At 72.3% G+C, this 16,994-nt stretch carries 14 protein-coding genes and 1 pseudogene; 10 read left to right on the forward strand and 5 right to left on the reverse strand.

The genetic code is table 11. The features are described 5' to 3' along the window. Positions 1-6: 6 nt before the first annotated feature. Both M2271_RS26900 and M2271_RS26905 read right to left on the reverse strand, forming a co-directional pair. A complete protein-coding gene (locus M2271_RS26900; RefSeq protein WP_280889912.1) occupies positions 7-1,386 on the reverse strand; it encodes a deoxyguanosinetriphosphate triphosphohydrolase in 1,380 nt (459 codons plus the stop codon). 195 nt (positions 1,387-1,581) lie between these two features. Then, a complete protein-coding gene (locus tag M2271_RS26905) occupies positions 1,582-2,388 on the reverse strand; it encodes a sirohydrochlorin chelatase (protein WP_280890009.1) in 807 nt (268 codons plus the stop codon). 419 nt (positions 2,389-2,807) lie between these two features. Here M2271_RS26905 and M2271_RS26910 point away from each other — a divergent pair, with 419 nt between their 5' ends. Together M2271_RS26910 and M2271_RS26915 are read left to right on the forward strand one after the other, a co-directional pair. After that, a complete protein-coding gene (locus M2271_RS26910; RefSeq protein ID WP_280889913.1) occupies positions 2,808-3,494 on the forward strand; it encodes an ElyC/SanA/YdcF family protein in 687 nt (228 codons plus the stop codon). 107 nt (positions 3,495-3,601) lie between these two features. Further along, positions 3,602-5,743, forward strand: coding sequence for a molybdopterin oxidoreductase family protein (locus tag M2271_RS26915; RefSeq protein ID WP_280889914.1), 2,142 nt, complete (start codon positions 3,602-3,604; stop codon positions 5,741-5,743). Between the two features lie 93 nt (positions 5,744-5,836). Here M2271_RS26915 and M2271_RS26920 read toward each other — a convergent pair whose 3' ends face one another. Beyond that, a complete protein-coding gene (locus tag M2271_RS26920) occupies positions 5,837-6,274 on the reverse strand; it encodes a gamma-glutamylcyclotransferase (protein ID WP_280889915.1) in 438 nt (145 codons plus the stop codon). 129 nt (positions 6,275-6,403) lie between these two features. Here M2271_RS26920 and M2271_RS26925 point away from each other — a divergent pair, with 129 nt between their 5' ends. From M2271_RS26925 to M2271_RS26935, 3 genes are all read left to right on the forward strand, one after another. Further along, entirely contained in the window at positions 6,404-8,056 is a 1,653-nt protein-coding gene (locus tag M2271_RS26925) for a M4 family metallopeptidase (protein ID WP_280889916.1), read from the forward strand. A 374-nt stretch (positions 8,057-8,430) separates the two neighbouring features. After that, a complete protein-coding gene (locus tag M2271_RS26930) occupies positions 8,431-8,952 on the forward strand; it encodes a hypothetical protein (RefSeq protein ID WP_280889917.1) in 522 nt (173 codons plus the stop codon). A 184-nt stretch (positions 8,953-9,136) separates the two neighbouring features. Continuing rightward, entirely contained in the window at positions 9,137-9,898 is a 762-nt protein-coding gene (locus M2271_RS26935; RefSeq protein WP_280889918.1) for a class F sortase, read from the forward strand. Here M2271_RS26935 and M2271_RS26940 read toward each other — a convergent pair. Further along, positions 9,836-10,225, reverse strand: a complete 390-nt coding sequence (locus M2271_RS26940) for a helix-turn-helix domain-containing protein (protein WP_280889919.1) — start codon at positions 10,223-10,225, stop codon at positions 9,836-9,838. The two genes, M2271_RS26935 and M2271_RS26940, sit on opposite strands and share 63 nt — an antisense overlap. A 97-nt stretch (positions 10,226-10,322) precedes the next feature. Between M2271_RS26940 and M2271_RS26945 the strand changes: the two genes are divergently transcribed. From M2271_RS26945 to M2271_RS26965, 5 genes and pseudogenes are all read left to right on the forward strand, one after another. Continuing rightward, the gene (locus M2271_RS26945) at positions 10,323-11,234 is read left to right on the forward strand and encodes an NAD(P)-binding domain-containing protein (protein WP_280889920.1); all 912 of its coding nucleotides are present in this window, start codon (positions 10,323-10,325) and stop codon (positions 11,232-11,234) included. A gap of 243 nt (positions 11,235-11,477) precedes the next feature. Then, entirely contained in the window at positions 11,478-12,719 is a 1,242-nt protein-coding gene (locus tag M2271_RS26950; RefSeq protein ID WP_280889921.1) for an FAD-dependent oxidoreductase, read from the forward strand. Then, positions 12,719-15,346, forward strand: a complete 2,628-nt coding sequence (gene nirB, locus M2271_RS26955; RefSeq protein ID WP_280889922.1) for a nitrite reductase large subunit NirB — start codon at positions 12,719-12,721, stop codon at positions 15,344-15,346. The genes M2271_RS26950 and nirB overlap by 1 nt, the downstream gene beginning before the upstream one ends. Beyond that, complete coding sequence (gene nirD, locus M2271_RS26960) at positions 15,343-15,702, forward strand: nitrite reductase small subunit NirD (RefSeq protein WP_280889923.1); 360 nt, start codon at positions 15,343-15,345, stop codon at positions 15,700-15,702. The genes nirB and nirD overlap by 4 nt, the downstream gene beginning before the upstream one ends. Then, positions 15,702-15,998, forward strand: a pseudogene (locus M2271_RS26965) (SDR family oxidoreductase); the annotation flags it as partial. The gene nirD and the pseudogene M2271_RS26965, both read left to right, overlap by 1 nt. A 40-nt stretch (positions 15,999-16,038) precedes the next feature. Here M2271_RS26965 and M2271_RS26970 read toward each other — a convergent pair. Beyond that, positions 16,039-16,965: an oxidoreductase gene (locus tag M2271_RS26970; protein ID WP_280889924.1), complete on the reverse strand. Its 927-nt coding sequence runs from the start codon at positions 16,963-16,965 to the stop codon at positions 16,039-16,041. Positions 16,966-16,994 lie beyond the last annotated feature (29 nt).

A 16,994-nucleotide genomic window follows, 5' to 3' on the forward strand; every position in this document is an offset into this window, starting at 1 on the left:
TCAGCATCACAGATGCCCGCCCAGACGGGCGTGAAGCGAACGGGCCGACGCGTCGGTGAGTGAGGCGATCTGATCGACGATCACCCGCTTGCGGGCGCGGTCATCGGGCGCCGCCTCGAACAGCGCGCGGAACTGCGGGTCGAGGCCGTCGGGGGCGCGGGCGGTGAGCGCCTGGGCCAGTTCGGCCACCACGATCCGCTGGTCGGCCCGCAGCCGCTCCTGCTCGGCGCGCTGCATGACGTACCGGTCGGCGACCGCCTTGAGGACCGCGCACTCCAGCCGGGTCTCGTGCGGTACGACGAGTTCGGCGCCGTACCTCGTCAGCCTCCCGTTCTCTCCCTCCGTACCTGAACGGCCAGTACCTGAGCGGCCAGGGCGGTAGCCCCACTCCGCGCGGGTGGCGGCCTCGGCGGCGAGGCAGAAGCGGCCGATGAGCTGGCTGGTGGTGTCCTTGAGGCGGGCCTGCGCGACGGCCGAGCCGTCGTAGCCGCGTGGCCACCAAGGGTGGTCCTGCAGCCGGTCGAGGGCGGCGGAGAGCTCCGCCGGGTCGGTGTCCTCGGGGACATAGCGGCCCCGGGCGACCGCGAAGACCGCCTGGCGTTCCGGTTCGGCGCGCAGGCTGCGGGGGTCGATGTGGCCGGCGTGCAGGCCGTCCTCGACGTCGTGCACGGAGTACGCCACGTCGTCGGACCAGTCCATGACCTGGGCCTCGAAGGTGGTCCGGGTGCCGGGGGCGTCCTTGCGGACCCAGTCGAAGACGGGGCGGTCGTCCTCGTAGACGCCGAACTTCGGGGACCCCGGGTCGGTGGGGTGCGCTCCTCGGGGCCAGGGGTACTTGGTGGCCGCGTCGAGGGTCGCCCGGGTGAGGTTGAGGCCGACGGAGCCTTCGTCGGTGAAGCGTTTGGGTTCGATGCGGGTGAGGAGTCTGAGGGACTGGGCGTTTCCCTCGAAGCCTCCGCAGTCCTCGGCGAACTCGTTGAGGGCCTGTTCACCGTTGTGGCCGAAAGGGGGGTGGCCGAGGTCGTGGGCGAGGCAGGCGGCCTCCACCAGGTCGGGGTCGCAGCCGAGGGCCGCGCCGAGTTCCCGGCCGACCTGGGCACACTCCAGGGAGTGGGTGAGGCGGGTGCGGGGGCTGGCGTCCCAGGCCTGGCCCATCGTGCCGGGCGTCACCACCTGGGTCTTGCCGGCGAGTCTTCTGAGCGCGGAGGAGTGCAGGATGCGGGCTCGGTCGCGTTGGAAGGCGGTGCGGCCGGGGCGCTTGTCCGGCTCCAGAACCCAGCGGTCGACCGACGCCTGTTCGTAGCCGGGGGGTGGGGTGTGGGGTGGAGCGGGCGGTGGGGTGGGAGGTGGGGTGTGGTTCTTGTGTGCGGGGTCGGTGCCTTCCATGCCTCGACAGTATGCGGAGGCGGTGACAATCGAGGGTGCGTACGGGTCCGTTACAGGCCCGCGTGCCTGGGCGGGTGTGCTGCGTGGGCGGGTGGCCTCCTGGGGCGGGTCTGAATCGGTTGGCCCCGTGGGGCGGTTGGCCCCGTGGGGCGGGTCTGAATCGGTTGACCCTCTGGGTCGGGTCGCCCCCTGGTTTCAGGCCGAGGCCAGCAGCGGTTCTGTCGTGGCCGGGGTTGCCAGGGACTGGTCGTAGCGGTGCAGGATCAGGCGGGCCATCGCGGGGTGGGTGCCGAGGGGGGCCGAGGCGGTCCAGGGTGCCTTTTCCGCGCACTGGGTGGCGAACAGGCCCGGGGCCGTGAAGTAGGAGGCCACGGCCACCCGGTGGCGGCCTCGGGCGGCCAGGGCGCGGACGGCCGTCTCGATGGTGGGCGTGGCCGCCGAGGCGTAGGCCGGGAGCACCGGGACGCCCAGGCGTTCCGACAGGAGGCGGGCCGTACGGCCGGTGTCCGCCGCCGCCTCCGGGTCGCGGGAGCCGGCCGCCGCGAGGACGACCGCGCTGACGCGACGGGTGGCCTCGTCCATGCGGTTGCGCCAGCCGGCCTCCACGAGGCGGCCGTGGAGGGCCTCCACGAGGAGCGGGTGCGGACCGAGGGGGGCGGCCACGCGGGTGCGCGCCCGGGCGGCGGCCGCCATCTCGGGGATGTCCCGCTTGACGTGGTAGCCACGGCTGAGGAGCAGCGGTACGAGGACGGCGTCACCGGTGCCGAGGGAGGCGAGCGTGTCGGGGAGCAGGGGCGCGTTCAGCTCGATGTGGCCGAGGTGCACCGGTAGACCGGGGCGCAGCTCACGGACCCGCTCGACGAGCGTGTGAACCGTGCTCAGCGTGCGCGGGTCGCGGCTGCCGTGCGCCACGAGGACGAGCGCGGGCGGCTCGGAGCGCCGCCTGCCGTCGAGCGAGACGAGGCTGAGCTGGGTGGCGAGTTGGCTGGTGATCCGGTTCATGAGGTGCGCCGAACTCTCTAGGTGGGCCGCCCCCGGGAGGGGCAGGAGGCCGGTGGGTCCGATGGGGGCGACCGGGCCTACGGGGGCGGTGGATCCTACGGGGTCGGTGGGGTCGACGGCGCCGGTGGGGTCGCTGGATCCGACGGGTCCGACGGGTCCGAGAGTGGTGGACTCGTCCCGAAGAGCTTCCGACTTGCGCGTCGCCGTCATGAACCCATGGTGACGCCGGGAGGTTGCCTCCCCGTTGCACGGGAATGACGGGTGTTTTCCGAGGGTTCACGGTGTGGTGCAGGGGGTGTGTGAGCTGCTGAGCTGCTGTGGCCTCGGGATCAGTGAGGCTGGTCACGTGGGGGCGGCGAACCGAGGGGGCGTACCGGACGTCTCTGACTGTCGGAGAGCCGACCGGGAAGGACCGTCCGATGCGACTGCCGAAGCTGCGCAGACCCCGTCTGCCGCGCACCCGGACCGGGCAGCGGCGACTGGTGCAGACGGTGATGGCGGGGTGTGTGCTGGCGCTGCTGCCGGCGACCTGGCTGTACGTGTCGACGGACGACCGGCTGCGCACCACGGCGGACGCGCCCCGCACCGAGGTGGCCGTCGTCTTCGGGGCCGGTCTGTGGGACGGCGAGCCCTCTCCTTATCTCGCCCACCGGCTGGACGCGGCGGCGGCGCTGTACCGGGAAGGCCGCGTCGAGGTCGTCCTGGTCACCGGCGACAACAGCCGCGAGGACTATGACGAGCCCGACGCGATGCGTACCTATCTGAAGCGGCACGGTGTGCCGGACGGGCGGATCGTCAGCGACTACGCGGGCTTCGACACCTGGGACTCCTGCGTCCGCGCGAAGAAGATCTTCGGCGTCGACGAGGCCGTGCTGATCAGCCAGGACTTCCACATCCGGCGGGCGGTCGCCCTGTGCCGGGCGGCGGGCGTGACGTCGTACGGCGTCGGGGTCGCCGCCGCGCACGACGTGACCTGGTACTACGGGGGCACCCGGGAGCTCCTCGCGGCGGGGAAGGCGGCCCTGGACGCGGTGTTCGAGCCGGATCCGCGGTTCCTGGGGCCGAAGGAGACCGGGGTGAGCGAGGCGTTGGCCGGTGCCCGGTGAGATGCCGGGCGCCTCACGGCGGCGGGCCGGCCCTGGGGAGGTGGCCGTCCCGGCCGCGTAACAAGGAACCGTCCTGGGCGTAACACGCCAGAAGCACGCTGAGTGGCATGCAGAACTCCGTGACGCCCACGCCCACGCACTGCCCGTACTGCGCCCTGCAGTGCGGAATGAACCTGACGCCCGCCGCGGACGGGACCGTCGAGGTGAGCGAGCGTACGGACTTCCCGGTGAACCGGGGGGCTCTGTGCGGCAAGGGCCGCAGCGCGCCGGCGGTGCTTCGGTCGAGCGTTCGCCTGACCTCCCCGTTGGTGCGCTCCGGGGGCACGCTCGTGCCCGCGTCCTGGGACGAGGCACTGGACCGGATCACCGAGGGGCTGTCCCGCACGCGCACGGAACATGGCCCGGACGCGTGCGGGGTGTTCGGCGGGGGCGGGCTGACGAACGAGAAGGCGTACACGCTCGGCAAGTTCGCCCGGGTCGTGCTCGGCACCTCGCAGATCGACTACAACGGGCGTTTCTGCATGTCGTCGGCGGCAGCCGCGGGGATGAAGGCGTTCGGTCTCGACCGTGGGCTGCCGTTCCCGCTGGCGGACATCCCGAAGTCGGGCTGTGTGATCCTCGTCGGCTCCAACCTGGCGGAGACCATGCCGCCGTCGCTGCGCTTCTTCAACGAACTGCGCGAGAACGGCGGCACGTTGATCGTCGTCGACCCGCGCCGTACGAAGACCGCCGAGCACGCCGACCTGCACCTGGCGCCTCGCCCCGGGACGGATCTTGCCCTGGCGCTCGGGTTGTTGCACCTGATCGTCGCCGAGGGGCGGGTCGACGAGGCGTACGTCGCCGAGCGCACCGTCGGCTGGGCGGACGCGCGGGCGGTGGCGATGGCGCACTGGCCGGAGTACGTGGAACGGATCACGGGGGTGTCCGTTCCCGACCTCCGGGAGGCCGTACGGCTGTTCTGCGAGCCGGAGCACGCGATGGTGCTCACCGCGCGCGGGCCCGAGCAGCAGTCCAAGGGCACCGACACCGTGGGCGCGTGGATCAACCTGTGCCTGGCGACCGGCCGCGCGGGACGCCCGCTGTCCGGGTACGGCTGTCTGACCGGGCAGGGAAACGGACAGGGCGGGCGCGAACACGGCCAGAAGGCCGACCAGTTGCCCGGTTACCGCAAGCTGGACGATCCGGCGGCGCGGCGGCATGTGGCCGAGGTGTGGGGCATCGACCCCGACACGCTGCCCGGACCGGGGCGCAGTGCGTACGAGCTGCTGGACGCGCTGGGTACGGACATCAGGTCGCTGCTGCTGATGGGGTCCAACCCGGTGGTGTCGGCGCCGCGCGCGGCCCACATCGAGGAACGGATCAAGTCGCTGGACTTCCTTGCCGTTTGTGACGTCGTCCTGTCGGAGACGGCGGCGCTCGCGGATGTGGTGCTCCCGGTGACGCAGTGGGCGGAGGAGTCGGGCACCACGACCAACCTGGAGGGGCGGGTGCTACTGCGCCGGCAGGCGATCACCGCGCCCGAGGGCGTCCGCGGCGACCTGGAGGTCCTGCACGATCTGGCCGACCGCCTCGGCGTGGAGAAGGGCTTCCCCACCGACCCGGAGGAGGTCTTCGAGGAACTGCGCCGGGCCAGCGCGGGCGGCCTCGCGGACTACTCCGGCATCACGTACCGCCGCCTGGCGGAGGAGAACGGGGTGTTCTGGCCCTGCCCGGCGGCGGAGGCGTCGGAAGACGCGGCAGGCACGGAAACCGCCGAGGCCACGCCCCTCGACCTCCCTGGTGTCCACCCCGGTACCCCCCGTCTCTTCCTCGACCGTTTCGCCACCGACGACGGGCGGGCGCGGTTCGTGGCCGCGGCGCATCGGCCGATCGCCGAGGAACCCGACGAGGAGTACCCGGTGTTGCTGACGACCGGGCGGGTCGTGGCGCAGTACCAGTCCGGTGCGCAGACCCGCCGGGTCGACGAGCTGAACGCCGCCGCGCCCGGGCCGTTCGTCGAGCTGCACCCGCGGCTCGCCGAGCGGCTCGGGGCGGCCGAGGGCGACCCGGTGGCCGTGGTGTCCCGGCGCGGCCGAGCCGTGGCGCCGGCCCGGATCACGACCGCGATCCGCCCGGACACCGTCTTCATGCCCTTCCACTGGCCCGGCGAGGGCCGCGCCAACACCCTCACCAACCCTGCACTCGACCCCACCTCACGGATGCCGGAGTTCAAGGCGTGCGCGGTGCGGCTGGAGACGGTGAAGCCGTAGCGGACGAGGACGGGCTCGGGCTCACCGCGGACGAGGGCAGGCGCGGGCTCACCCCGGACGGGGACGGGGATGAGGACAGGGACCGGCACCAGCTCACCTGAGGAGCCAGTCGCCGCCCTCGATCGGCTTGCCCCGCGTCCGCAGCCAGGCGGTGACCGCGGGGGCGGCGACGTAGACCCAGGCGCGTACGGCGCTGCCGTCGGCGACGCGGACGACCCGGCGTTCGACGCGCTCGTACAGGTTGCGCGGGGAGCCGGGCACGTACTCCTCCAGCCGGTCGAGGTCGGCCAGTAACTCCCCGTACCTCTCCGGCAGGGCGGTGACGATTTCGCCGCTCACCACTGCCCCGGGTTCCTCCACCGCGTAGGGATAGCCGGGCCCGTCGTACAGCGCCGCGCCCGTCAGCCGCGCCGGTTCCTCGGACCGGGTGCGGCCGCGCAGGAAGAGATCGTGGTTGATCTCGCCGGGGCGGAGCGTGCCGTAGACGAAGAAGGGGAGTTCTGCTGGTCGCGCGGGGTGTGCAGCGGTCACAGAACCAATTCTCTCCCCTCACATACCTTCGCGAATCCGCTATGGACATGACATGTCATGGACCTCTAAGACTTGATCAACGCAGCGTGCCACCCCCACGCGCCCATCGGCGCATTCACGAGGAGACCGATGAGTCGAATACGGCAGCACGTACGAGGTCCCCGTCGTCTCGCCACCGCCGGCGTGGCCGTCACCACCGCCACCCTGCTGGCCGCCGCGCTCTCCCCCGCCGCCGCCGACGCGGCCGGCCGGCCGACCCGGGCCACCGCGATCGAGAACGCGGCCTCGGTGCTCGTGGAGCGGGCCGCGGCCCTGGGGCTGACCGCCCCTCAGAGGACGAAGGTCCGTGACGTCGTCATCGACCAGGACGGCGCCCAGCACGTCCGCTACGACCGTACGTATCGCCAACTGCCCGTTCTCGGCGGCGACTTCGTGGTCCACCTGGCCCCCGACGGCAGCTACCGCAGCGCCGACCTCGCCACGAAGGGCGCGATCTCGCTCGCGAGCGTCACCCCGAAACTGTCCGCGCCGAAGGCCTCCGACCTCGCGGTGAACGCGCTGCGCGCCGCCCACCTCGGCGAGACCCTGCGCAGGATCACCGCCTCGTCGCAACTGGTCGTCGACACCCTGCACGGCACCCCGAAGCTGGCCTGGCAGACGAACGCCGTCGCGCAGGACTCCCTCGGCAACCCCACCGCGCGGACGATCCTCACGGATGCCCGCACCGGCACCCGGATCGACACCTGGAACACCATCGAGACGGCGTCGGGCGACGGCAAGTCCCTGTACGGCGGCACGGTTCCGCTGGAGACCACGCTGTCAGGATCGACGTACCAGCTGAAGGACGCCACGCGCGGGAACACGTACACCGGTGACGCGGCGAACCAGACCGACCTGTGCGTCCTGACGGTCTGCCTGAGCCGGGCCCCCTCGACGGCGCTCACCGACGCGGACAACCACTGGGGCACGGGCACGAGCGCCGACCGCGCCTCGGCCGCGGTGGACGCGCAGTACGGCACGGACGAGACCTGGGACTACTACAAGGACGTCCACGGCCGCAACGGCATCGCGGGCAACGGCAAGGGCTCGTACAACCGGGTGCACTACGGCAGCAGATACAACAACGCCTTCTGGGACGACAGTTGCTTCTGCATGACGTACGGCGACGGCGACGGGACGACCTTCGGGCCGCTGGTGTCGCTGGACGTGGCGGGCCACGAGATGACGCACGGCGTGACCTCGAAAACGGCGGCGCTGACGTACTCCGGTGAGTCCGGCGGCCTGAACGAGGCGACCTCCGACATCTTCGGCACGCTGGTGGAGTTCCACGCGGGCAACGCTCAGGACCCCGGCGACTATCTGATCGGCGAGAACGTCGTCCGCTCCGGTTTCGGCCGGGGCGCCCTGCGGTACCTGGACAAGCCGTCCAAGGACGGCAACTCGGCGGACTGCTGGAGCGGTTCGCTGGCCGACCTCGATGTCCACTACTCGTCGGGCGTCGCGAACCACTTCGCCTTCCTGCTGGCCGAGGGCAGCGGCGCGCGGACCGTCAACGGCGTGCATTACAACTCGCCCACCTGCGACGGCTCCACGGTCTCGGGCATCGGCCGGGACAAGCTGGGCGCCATCTGGTACCAGGCGCTCACGGTCTACATGACCTCGTCGACGAACTACGCGGGCGCCCGCACGGCGACCCTGAACGCGGCGAAGGACCTGTACGGGGCCGGGAGCACGGAGTACAACGCGGTGGCCGCGGCCTGGAGCGCGGTCAGCGTGGGCTGACGGGTCCGAGCGAGTGTCGGTGCCGCCCGCCGCCATCCCGGTGCTACGCCCCGGGGTGGCGGCGGCCCGTTCGGGCGACCCCCCACGCGTGGCCGTCCGGGCCGCGGAAGGTCGGTCCGCCGCCGGCCGCCGCGCGGCCGGCCCGTCACCCGTTCACCCCCGCGCCCTACGCCCTTCGGGGCCTCTTTCCGTACTCCGCCTCCAGACCCCGGTGACCTGGTGAAACACCGACGGATCAACCCTTGGCGACTTCTGCCTGACACCCATTCACCCCAATTCTGACGCTCCCTCAGGAAGCGCTCCGGGCGCGCTGCCACTTACCTCGGAAGGGCAGTCCCCACCGAAGACGCTCGAAGACGCCCGAGGGAGCACCGATGCGATGTACCGCCCGCCTGCTGACCGGTACCGCGCTCGCCGTGGCCGCCGCGGGTCTCGGCACCGCGCCCGCGTACGGCGGCGACACCACCGGCCTGAAGGTGTACCCGTCCTCGCTCGTGCCGGGCGGGGAGGCCACCGTGAACACCGCCGCCTGCGGGGACGACGGGTCGGCGGCGGGCGACGCGGGCGCGGTGGGGGCCGGTTCCTTCCCGCTGGCGCCCCGTTCGAACGAGAGCGAGGCGACCGGCCGGTTCCGGGTGCCGCCGAGCGCGCAGCCGGGGACGTACGAGATCACCGCGACCTGCGCCAGGAGCGGCCGGCGGGTGACCGGGGACCTGGTCGTCACGCTGACCTCCCCGCGCGAGCAGGTGTATCCCCGAGGGAGTGTGAAGACGGGGGTCGGTGGCGCTCTGGGCCCCGATCCCGTGCAGACCGCGGCCGGTGTGGCGGCTCTCGCCGTCGCCGCCGCGGGCGGTACCTGGCTCCTGCATCGCCGGGCGAGAGGCGACGGGATCTGACGGACACCCTCCGCTGTCCGTCCGCCGGTACCGCATGTCCCCTCCCCCTCCGGGTCCGACGCCCCTCGCGGCCCGGAGGGGGAAAGGGACCCCGGCTTTCGTGGAGAAGGGCCTTGCCTCGGAGAGGGGACCGGGTTCAGTGGGATGCAGAAATTCAGTGAACGCAGGGGAAAGGGGGTTCGCCGTGCCCGACTTCGGCAACACCGCGATAGCGGCCGTCACCGCGTTGGCCCTGTGCAGCGGTGCCTGGCTGCTGCGCAGCGGTGCCGAGACACACGCGCCGCCGCAGCCGTCCGCCGCGCAGGCGCACAGCGGCCGTGACGCCGGGCAGAGTGCAGGGCCGGAGCCAGGACAGGACACCGGGCTGGACGCTGGGCAGCCCACCGGACTGGACGCTGGGCAGCCCACCGGGCAGGGCACAGGACAGCCCACCGCCCAGGGCGCAGGACAGGACACCGCCCGTCCCGCCGCGTCGGTCGCGCCCGCGCTGCCGCCCTCCCCGCCCGACCGGATCCGCATCCCCTCCATCCAGGTGGACGCGCCCCTGACGGGCCTGGGGCTCACTCCCTCCGGCAGCCTCGACGTCCCGCCCGCCGCGAAGAAGAACCTCGCCGGCTGGTACGAGGCCGGCACCACGCCCGGTGAGACGGGCACCGCGATCGTCGCCGGGCACGTCGACAACGCCGATGGCCCCGCGGTGTTCTACGACCTGGGCGCGCTGAAGAAGGGCGCCGCTCTCCAGGTGGACCGGCGGGACGGCACGGTCGCCGTCTTCACCGTGGACGCCGTCGAGGTCTACGAGGCGACGAACTTCCCCGACCGGAAGGTCTACGGCGCGGCCCCGCGGCCCGAACTGCGGGTGATCACCTGCGGCGGCGGCTACTCACGGAGCACCGGATATCAGGGGAACGTCGTTGTCTTCGCGCACCTCACGGGCAGCCGCTGAGCCGTCCAGGACGTTCACCCGGCCCCACGCCCCCAGCGGCCCCAGCGCCTCGTTCAGCGAGACTCCCCGAGGCGTGAGCGAGTACTCCACCCGCGGCGGGACCTCGTCGTACGCCTCCCGGTGCACGATGCCGTCCGCCTCCAGCTCCCGCAGGTGGGCCGCGAGGACCTTCTCGGTCACCCCGGGCAGCTCTCTGCGCAGCTCGCCGAAGCGGCACGGCCTCACGTTCAGCGCCCACAGGATGAGCACCTTCCACTTACCGCCGATCACATCCATCGCCGCGTCGATCCCGCAGACGTACGCCCCCGGCCGCCGTACGGTCGTCATGCCGCCCCTCCCCTGCCTGGACCCTTTCCCCGCGGTAACCACCCACTCCGAAGTGCGTACTTGAGCGGGCCGTTCCCCTGCGACGAGCCTAATCGCCATGACTGACAACGCACGCGCCCCGCGCACACCTGCCCCTTCGGCTCCCCTCACTCCCCTCACCCTCCTCGGCACCGGCGCCATGGGCACCGCCCTCGCCCACGCCTGGCTCACCGCCGGCCACCCGGTGACCGTCTGGAACCGCACCCCGGCCCGCGCCGAGGCCCTGGCCGCCGAGGGCGCGACCGTCGCCCGGAGCGCCACCGCCGCGGTGGCCGCGAACCGGCTCGTCGTCGCCTGTCTCCTCGACGACGCCTCCGTCGGCGAGGCCCTCGACGCGGCCGACCTCACCGGCCGGGACCTGGTGGACCTGACCACCGGGACACCCGCCCAGGGACGGGACCGGGCCGCGTGGGCCGAGGCGCGCGGGGCCCGTTTCCTGGACGGCGGGATCATGGCCGTACCGCCGATGATCGGGGCCGCGGGCTCCGGGGCGTACGTCTTCTACAGCGGTTCCGCCGCGCTCTTCGAGGAGCACCGGGACACGCTCGCCGCCCCGGCCGGGGCCACGTACGTCGGCGCGGACCCGGGGTTCGCCGCGCTGCACGACGTGGCGCTGCTGAGCGCGATGAGCGGAATGTTCGCGGGCATCACGCACGCCTTCGCGCTGATCCGACGGGAGGACATCGCCCCGAAGGACTTCGCGCCGCTGCTCGTGTCGTGGCTCACCGCGATGGCGCCCATGGCGTACGGGGCCGCCGAGCGGCTGGACAGCGGTGACTACACCAACGGCGTCGTCTCCCACCTCGCCATGCAGGTCGCCGGCAACGCGACCCTGCTGCGCACGGCCGAGGAGCAGGGCGTCAGCGCCGAGCTGCTGACGCCGTACACGGCGCTGATGGAGCGGCGCCTGGCGGACGGGCACGGCGACGAGGACACCACAGGGCTGATCGACCTCCTGACCGGCCGTTAGGCCGGCCACTGCTCGCGGTGGCCACGAGTGCCCGGAAACCTTGAGCCCCCTCAGAGGTCCGGCATCAGAGGTACGGCATCAGAGGTCCGGGGCGGCGGAGACGAGAAATCCGCACCTCACAGCGCTCCCCCGCCGCCCTCCCCGAACCCTCACACCGACCACCCGCCCCCGCTGAGCGCAGCGTTCCTCGCGGGAAACAGACGTGATGCGGCCGGGTAACACCGGCAACGCACGCTCCTGGGCATGACCTCGAATACGCGTGTGGTGGTGATCGGCGCCGGCCTCGCGGGCGTCCGTCTCGCCCGGCGGCTCGGCGAGCTCGGCACGCCCGTGACGCTCGTCGGCGAGGAGGAGCACCACCCGTACAACAGGGTTCTCCTCGCCGAAGTGCTGGCCGGACGCTACAGCCCCGAGGTGATCGCCCTCCCGGCGCCCGCCGCGCTGACCCGCTCCCGGGTCACCGGCATCGACCGGGACGGCCGGACCGTCGAGTGCGCGGACGGTTCGAAGATCGCATACGACACGCTGGTCCTGGCCACCGGATCCAACCCCGTGCTCCCGCCGCTGCGCGGCCTGTTCACCCCCGACCACGTGCTGCCCGAGGGTGTCCACGCCTTCCGCACGATGGACGACTGCCTGGGCCTGTCCAAGGCGGTCCGGCCGGGCGTGAAGGCGGTCGTCATCGGCGGCGGGCTCCTCGGGGTCTCGGCGGCCCGGGCGCTCGCCCTGCGCGGCGCCCAGGTCATGCTGGCCCAGCAGTCCGAGCGGCTGATGGAGCGCCAGCTCGATCCGGCCGCCTCCCAGCTGGTCCGCCGGCATCTGAAGGACCTCGGCGTGGAGATCCACACCGAGTGCCGGGTGCGGGACGTGCGGTGCGTGGGCGGCGCGGTCCGCTCGGTCGAGATGGCCGACGGCTACGCCCTCGACGCCGACCTGGTGGTCCTGGCCTGCGGGGTCCACCCGCGCGTGGGTCTCGCCCAGGTCGCGGGGCTGGAGGTCCGTAAGGGGATCGTCGTGGACGACGAACTCCGTACGTCCGACCCGCACATCCGGGCCGTCGGCGACTGCGTCCAGCACGACGGCACGGTGTACGGACTGGCGGCCCCGGCACTCGAACAGGCGGACGTCCTGGCCGAGTTGCTGTCCGGTCGGGCCGACGCCCGGTACACCGGCACCCGTTCTCTGACCCGGCTCACCCTCACCGGGCAGGCCGCCCCCCACGGACCCGCCCCCCACGGACCGTTCGACCTCGCCGCGTTCGGCGAGACGGAAGCCCTTCCCGGCGACGACGTGGTCCAGCTCGCTGACGCCACCCGAGGCACCTACCGCAAGGTCGTCGTCCGCGACGACCGCCTGGTCGGCGGGGTCCTCGTCGGCGAACTCGGCACTGTCGGAGCGCTCGCGCGCGCCTGGGAGGGAGCAGAGCCGCTCCCCTCCGCCGGCCGCCCCCTGCTCCACCTGCTCACCAACGATGGAGGCTCCTGATGTCCACGACCGCACTTGTGGGGAACGGCCCCCGCCCCACGATCGTGCTCGTCGGCCACGGCATGGTCGGCCAGCGCTTCCTCGAAGCGCTCGCCGAGCGCGGCCTGACCGCCACGCACCGCGTGGTCGTGCTGTGCGAGGAGCCGCGTCCCGCGTACGACCGCGTGCACCTGACCTCGTACTTCTCGGGCACGACGCCCGAGGAACTCTCCATGACGGACCTGGAGTTCATCAAGGACCACGGCATCGAGCTGTACGTCGGTGACCCGGCGGAGACGATCGACCGCGAGGCGCGCCGGGTCACCGCCCGCTCGGGCCTGGTCGTCGACTACGACGTCCTGGTGCTCGCCACCGGCTCGTACCCCTTCGTCCCGCCCGTCCCGAACAAGGACGCCGAGGGCTGCTTCGTCTACCGCACGATCGAGGACCTCCTCGCGATCGAGGAGTACGCCAGGACGCGGACGACGGGTGCGGTGGTCGGCGGCGGTCTGCTCGGACTGGAGGCGGCCGGTGCACTGAAGGGCCTCGGACTCACCTCGCACATCGTGGAGTTCGCGCCCCGTCTGATGCCGGTCCAGGTCGACGAGGGCGGCGGCGCCGCGCTGCTGCGGACCATCGAGGACATGGGCCTGTCCGTCCACACGGGCGTGGGCACGCAGGAGATCGTGGTCGACGAGTCCGGCGCGGTCACCGGCATGAAGCTGTCCGACGGCTCCGAACTCGCCACCGACCTGGTGGTGTTCTCCGCCGGTGTCCGCCCCCGCGACCAGCTGGCCCGCGAGAGCGGCCTCACGGTCGGCGAGCGCGGCGGCATCGCGGTCGACGAACAGTGCCGGACCGTCTCCGACCCGTATGTCTTCGCGATCGGTGAGTGCGCGCTGGCCTCCGACGGCCGGGTGTACGGCCTGGTGGCCCCCGGTTACGAGCAGGCCGAGACGGTCGCCGCGACGATCGCGCAGGACGAGGCGGAGTTCACCGGCGCGGACCTGTCCACCAAGCTGAAGCTGCTCGGCGTGGACGTGGCGTCCTTCGGCGACGCGCACGGCACGGCCGAGGACTGCCTGGACGTCGTCTACTCCGACTCCCGCTCGGGCCTGTACAAGAAGCTGGTCATCGGCCGGGACGGCACGCTGCTCGGCGGCATCCTGGTCGGCGACGCGGAGGCGTACGGCACCCTGCGCGCGTTCACCGGCTCGGTCCCGCCCGTCTCCCCCGAGGCGCTGGTGCTGCCCGCAGGCGTCGGCGCCCCGACCCAGCTGGGCCCGTCCGCGCTGCCGGACGAGGCGATCATCTGCTCCTGCAACAACGTCACCAAGGGCACGATCCGCGGCGCGGTCACCGAGCACAGCTGCACCACCGTGCCCGAGGTGAAGAAGTGCACCAAGGCCGGTACGACCTGCGGCAGTTGCGTCAAGGTGCTCGGCCAGCTGGTCAACGCCGAACTGGAGGCCGGCGGCGTCGAGGTCGACAAGGGGCTGTGCGGCTGCTTCTCGCAGACCCGCGAGGAGCTGTACGAGATCGTCCTCGCCCTGCGCCTCAACACCTACCAGGACCTGCTGGACCGCTACGGCCGGGACGACGCCCGGGGCGGCGACGGCTGCGACGTCTGCAAGCCGGCGGTCGGCTCGATCATCGCCTCCCTCGCCCCGACCATCGGCGCGAGCGGCTACGTCCTCGACGGCGAGCAGGCGGCGCTCCAGGAGACCAACGACCACTTCCTGGCCAACCTCCAGAAGAACGGCTCGTACTCGGTCGTCCCCCGTATCCCCGGCGGTGAGATCACCCCCGAGGGCCTCATCGTGATCGGCGAGATCGCCCGCGACTTCGGCCTCTACACGAAGATCACCGGCGGCCAGCGGATCGACATGTTCGGCGCCCGTGTCGAACAACTCCCGCTGATCTGGACCCGGTTGGTGGACGCCGGCTTCGAGTCCGGGCACGCCTACGGCAAGTCCCTGCGCACGGTGAAGTCCTGCGTCGGCCAGACCTGGTGCCGCTACGGCGTCCAGGACTCCGTCCGCATGGCGATCGACCTGGAGCTGCGCTACCGGGGCCTCAGGTCCCCGCACAAGCTCAAGTCGGCGGTCTCGGGCTGCGCCCGGGAGTGTGCCGAGGCCCAGTCGAAGGACTTCGGCGTCATCGCCACCGCGGGCGGCTGGAACCTGTACGTCGGCGGCAACGGCGGCGCCACCCCGCGCCACGCGGACCTGCTCGCCCAGGACCTGTCGGACGCCGAACTGATCCGCCTGATCGACCGGTTCCTGATGTTCTACATCCGCACGGCCGACCGCCTGGAGCGCACCTCGACCTGGCTGGAGCGGATCCCCGGCGGCCTCGACCACGTGCGGGACGTGGTCGTGGAGGACTCCCTCGGCATCTGCGAGGAGCTGGAGTCCCTGATGACGGACCACGTCTCGCACTACGCGGACGAGTGGGCGACGACCATCAACGACCCCGAGAAGCTGTCGCGGTTCGTCTCCTTCGTGAACGCCCCCGACACCCCCGACCCGGTCGTCGGCTTCATCCCGGAGCGCGACCAGATCAAGCCCGACCTGCCGCTGCTGTCCATCGGCATGCGCCCCACCGGAAACCCGGCTGACGTCCTGGAAGGAAGCGCCCAGCGATGACCCTGGCACCCGAGACGACCGACCTGAAGATCCAACTCCAGCTGAACGAGGCCGAGGACGCCTGGTTCACCGTCTGCGACCTGAGCACGCTGCTCCCGGGCCGCGGGGTGGCGGCACTGCTGCCCGACGGCCACCAGGTCGCCCTCTTCCGCGACCGCGTCGGCACGCTGTACGCCATCGACAACCGCGACCCCTTCAGCGGCGCGGCGGTCCTCTCCCGCGGCCTGACCGGCACCCACCAGGGCCGGCCGTTCGTCGCCTCGCCCCTGCTGAAGCAGCGCTTCGACCTGCAGACCGGGGTGTGCCTGGACGACGACGCGGTGCGGGTGGCGACGTACGAGGTGCGTGTCTCGTAGCCGTAGCGGCAGCCGTACTCACCCGGGGCGCCGCCCTCGACCACCTCCGCGACGGCGTCCGGATCAACGCGGTCGGCCCCGGTGCCGTGGCCACCCCGATGTCCCTGCGCCCCGGCGAGACGGACGCCGACCGTGCCGAGCGCGCCCGGGACCCGCTCCCCCTCGGCCGCGTCCCGGCCACCGAGGAGATCGCCGCCGCGGTCCTCCACTCGGCCTCGGACGCGGCCGCCTCGGTGGTGGGCACGGACCTGGTGGTGGGCACGGACCTGGTGGTGAACAGCGGGGCGTCGGCCTGAGAGACAGACTGGGAGACGGACTGGGAGACGGACTGGCGGATCAGATCTTCAGGGCGTCGTACGTCACTCCCGTGAGCTGCTCGGAAGCACCCCAAAGCCGTTCTCCCGCCGTGTCGTTGAGGGTCCACGGGGCCCGCCAGGACCGTCCCGGTGCCCCGCGCCACATCGCGAGGGACGGTCCGGTGAACGAGTCGGGGCGTACGTCGGGCGCGGTCGCCGCGTAGAGCGTGGGGAGCGCGCCGGCCTCGGCGGACTGGGCGAAGTACCGGTTGCCGATCTGCATGAACCGTTCGCTGGCCTTGCGACCGGACATCCGGGGGCCCGCGGCCTGGAGGTTGGTGGCCGCGTACCCGGGGTGGGCCGCCGCCGCGACCACGTCCGAGCCGTGTGCCGCCAGCCGGCGCGCCAGCTCGTGCGTGAAGAGGAGGTTGGCGGCCTTGGAGCGGGCGTAGGCGGTCCAACGGCGGTACCGGCGCTCGCTGTTGAGGTCGTTGATGTCGATGTTGGACAGCGCGTGCGCCGTACTGGAGACGGTCACCACACGCGCACCCGGCGTGTCGAGCAGCGTGGGCAGCAGCCGTCCGGTGAGCGCGAAGTGGCCCAGGTGGTTCACGCCGAACTGCGTTTCGAACCCGTCGGCCGTCGTCCCGTAGGGCAGCGCCATCACGCCCGCGTTGTTGACGAGCAGGTCGAGCCGGTCGTACGAGAAGGCTTCCGCGAACTGCCGTACGGAGGCCAGATCCGCCAGGTCCAGACGGATGACCTCCGCCTCCGCGCCCGGGACCTCGGCGGCCAGCCGGCCGACCGCCTCGGCGCCCCGGGCCTCGCTGCGGCACGCGAGCACCACCCGGGCGCCCCGGCGGGCCAGCTCCCGGGCGGTGACGTAGCCGATGCCGCTGTTGGCACCGGTGACGACGGCGACACGGCCGCTCTGGTCCGGGACGTCCTTCTCGCTCCAGCCGGACATGGCCGACCTCCCTTGAGTGACGGGTGGCC

The organism is Streptomyces sp. LBL (assembly GCF_029893585.1).
Taxonomy (GTDB): Bacteria; Actinomycetota; Actinomycetes; order Streptomycetales; family Streptomycetaceae; genus Streptomyces.

Bases quoted from the DNA above. Each gene is read 5' to 3' on its own strand.
- M2271_RS26900 (WP_280889912.1), bottom strand. From the start codon at position 1,386: ATGGAAGGCACCGACCCCGCACACAAGAACCACACCCCACCTCCCACC.
- M2271_RS26905 (WP_280890009.1), bottom strand. From the start codon at position 2,388: ATGAACCGGATCACCAGCCAACTCGCCACCCAGCTCAGCCTCGTCTCG.
- M2271_RS26910 (WP_280889913.1), top strand. From the start codon at position 2,808: ATGCGACTGCCGAAGCTGCGCAGACCCCGTCTGCCGCGCACCCGGACC.
- M2271_RS26915 (WP_280889914.1), top strand. From the start codon at position 3,602: ATGCAGAACTCCGTGACGCCCACGCCCACGCACTGCCCGTACTGCGCC.
- M2271_RS26925 (WP_280889916.1), top strand. From the start codon at position 6,404: ATGAGTCGAATACGGCAGCACGTACGAGGTCCCCGTCGTCTCGCCACC.
- M2271_RS26930 (WP_280889917.1), top strand. From the start codon at position 8,431: ATGCGATGTACCGCCCGCCTGCTGACCGGTACCGCGCTCGCCGTGGCC.
- M2271_RS26940 (WP_280889919.1), bottom strand. From the start codon at position 10,225: ATGACGACCGTACGGCGGCCGGGGGCGTACGTCTGCGGGATCGACGCG.
- M2271_RS26945 (WP_280889920.1), top strand. From the start codon at position 10,323: ATGACTGACAACGCACGCGCCCCGCGCACACCTGCCCCTTCGGCTCCC.
- M2271_RS26950 (WP_280889921.1), top strand. From the start codon at position 11,478: ATGACCTCGAATACGCGTGTGGTGGTGATCGGCGCCGGCCTCGCGGGC.
- nirB (WP_280889922.1), top strand. From the start codon at position 12,719: ATGTCCACGACCGCACTTGTGGGGAACGGCCCCCGCCCCACGATCGTG.
- nirD (WP_280889923.1), top strand. From the start codon at position 15,343: ATGACCCTGGCACCCGAGACGACCGACCTGAAGATCCAACTCCAGCTG.
- M2271_RS26970 (WP_280889924.1), bottom strand. From the start codon at position 16,965: ATGTCCGGCTGGAGCGAGAAGGACGTCCCGGACCAGAGCGGCCGTGTC.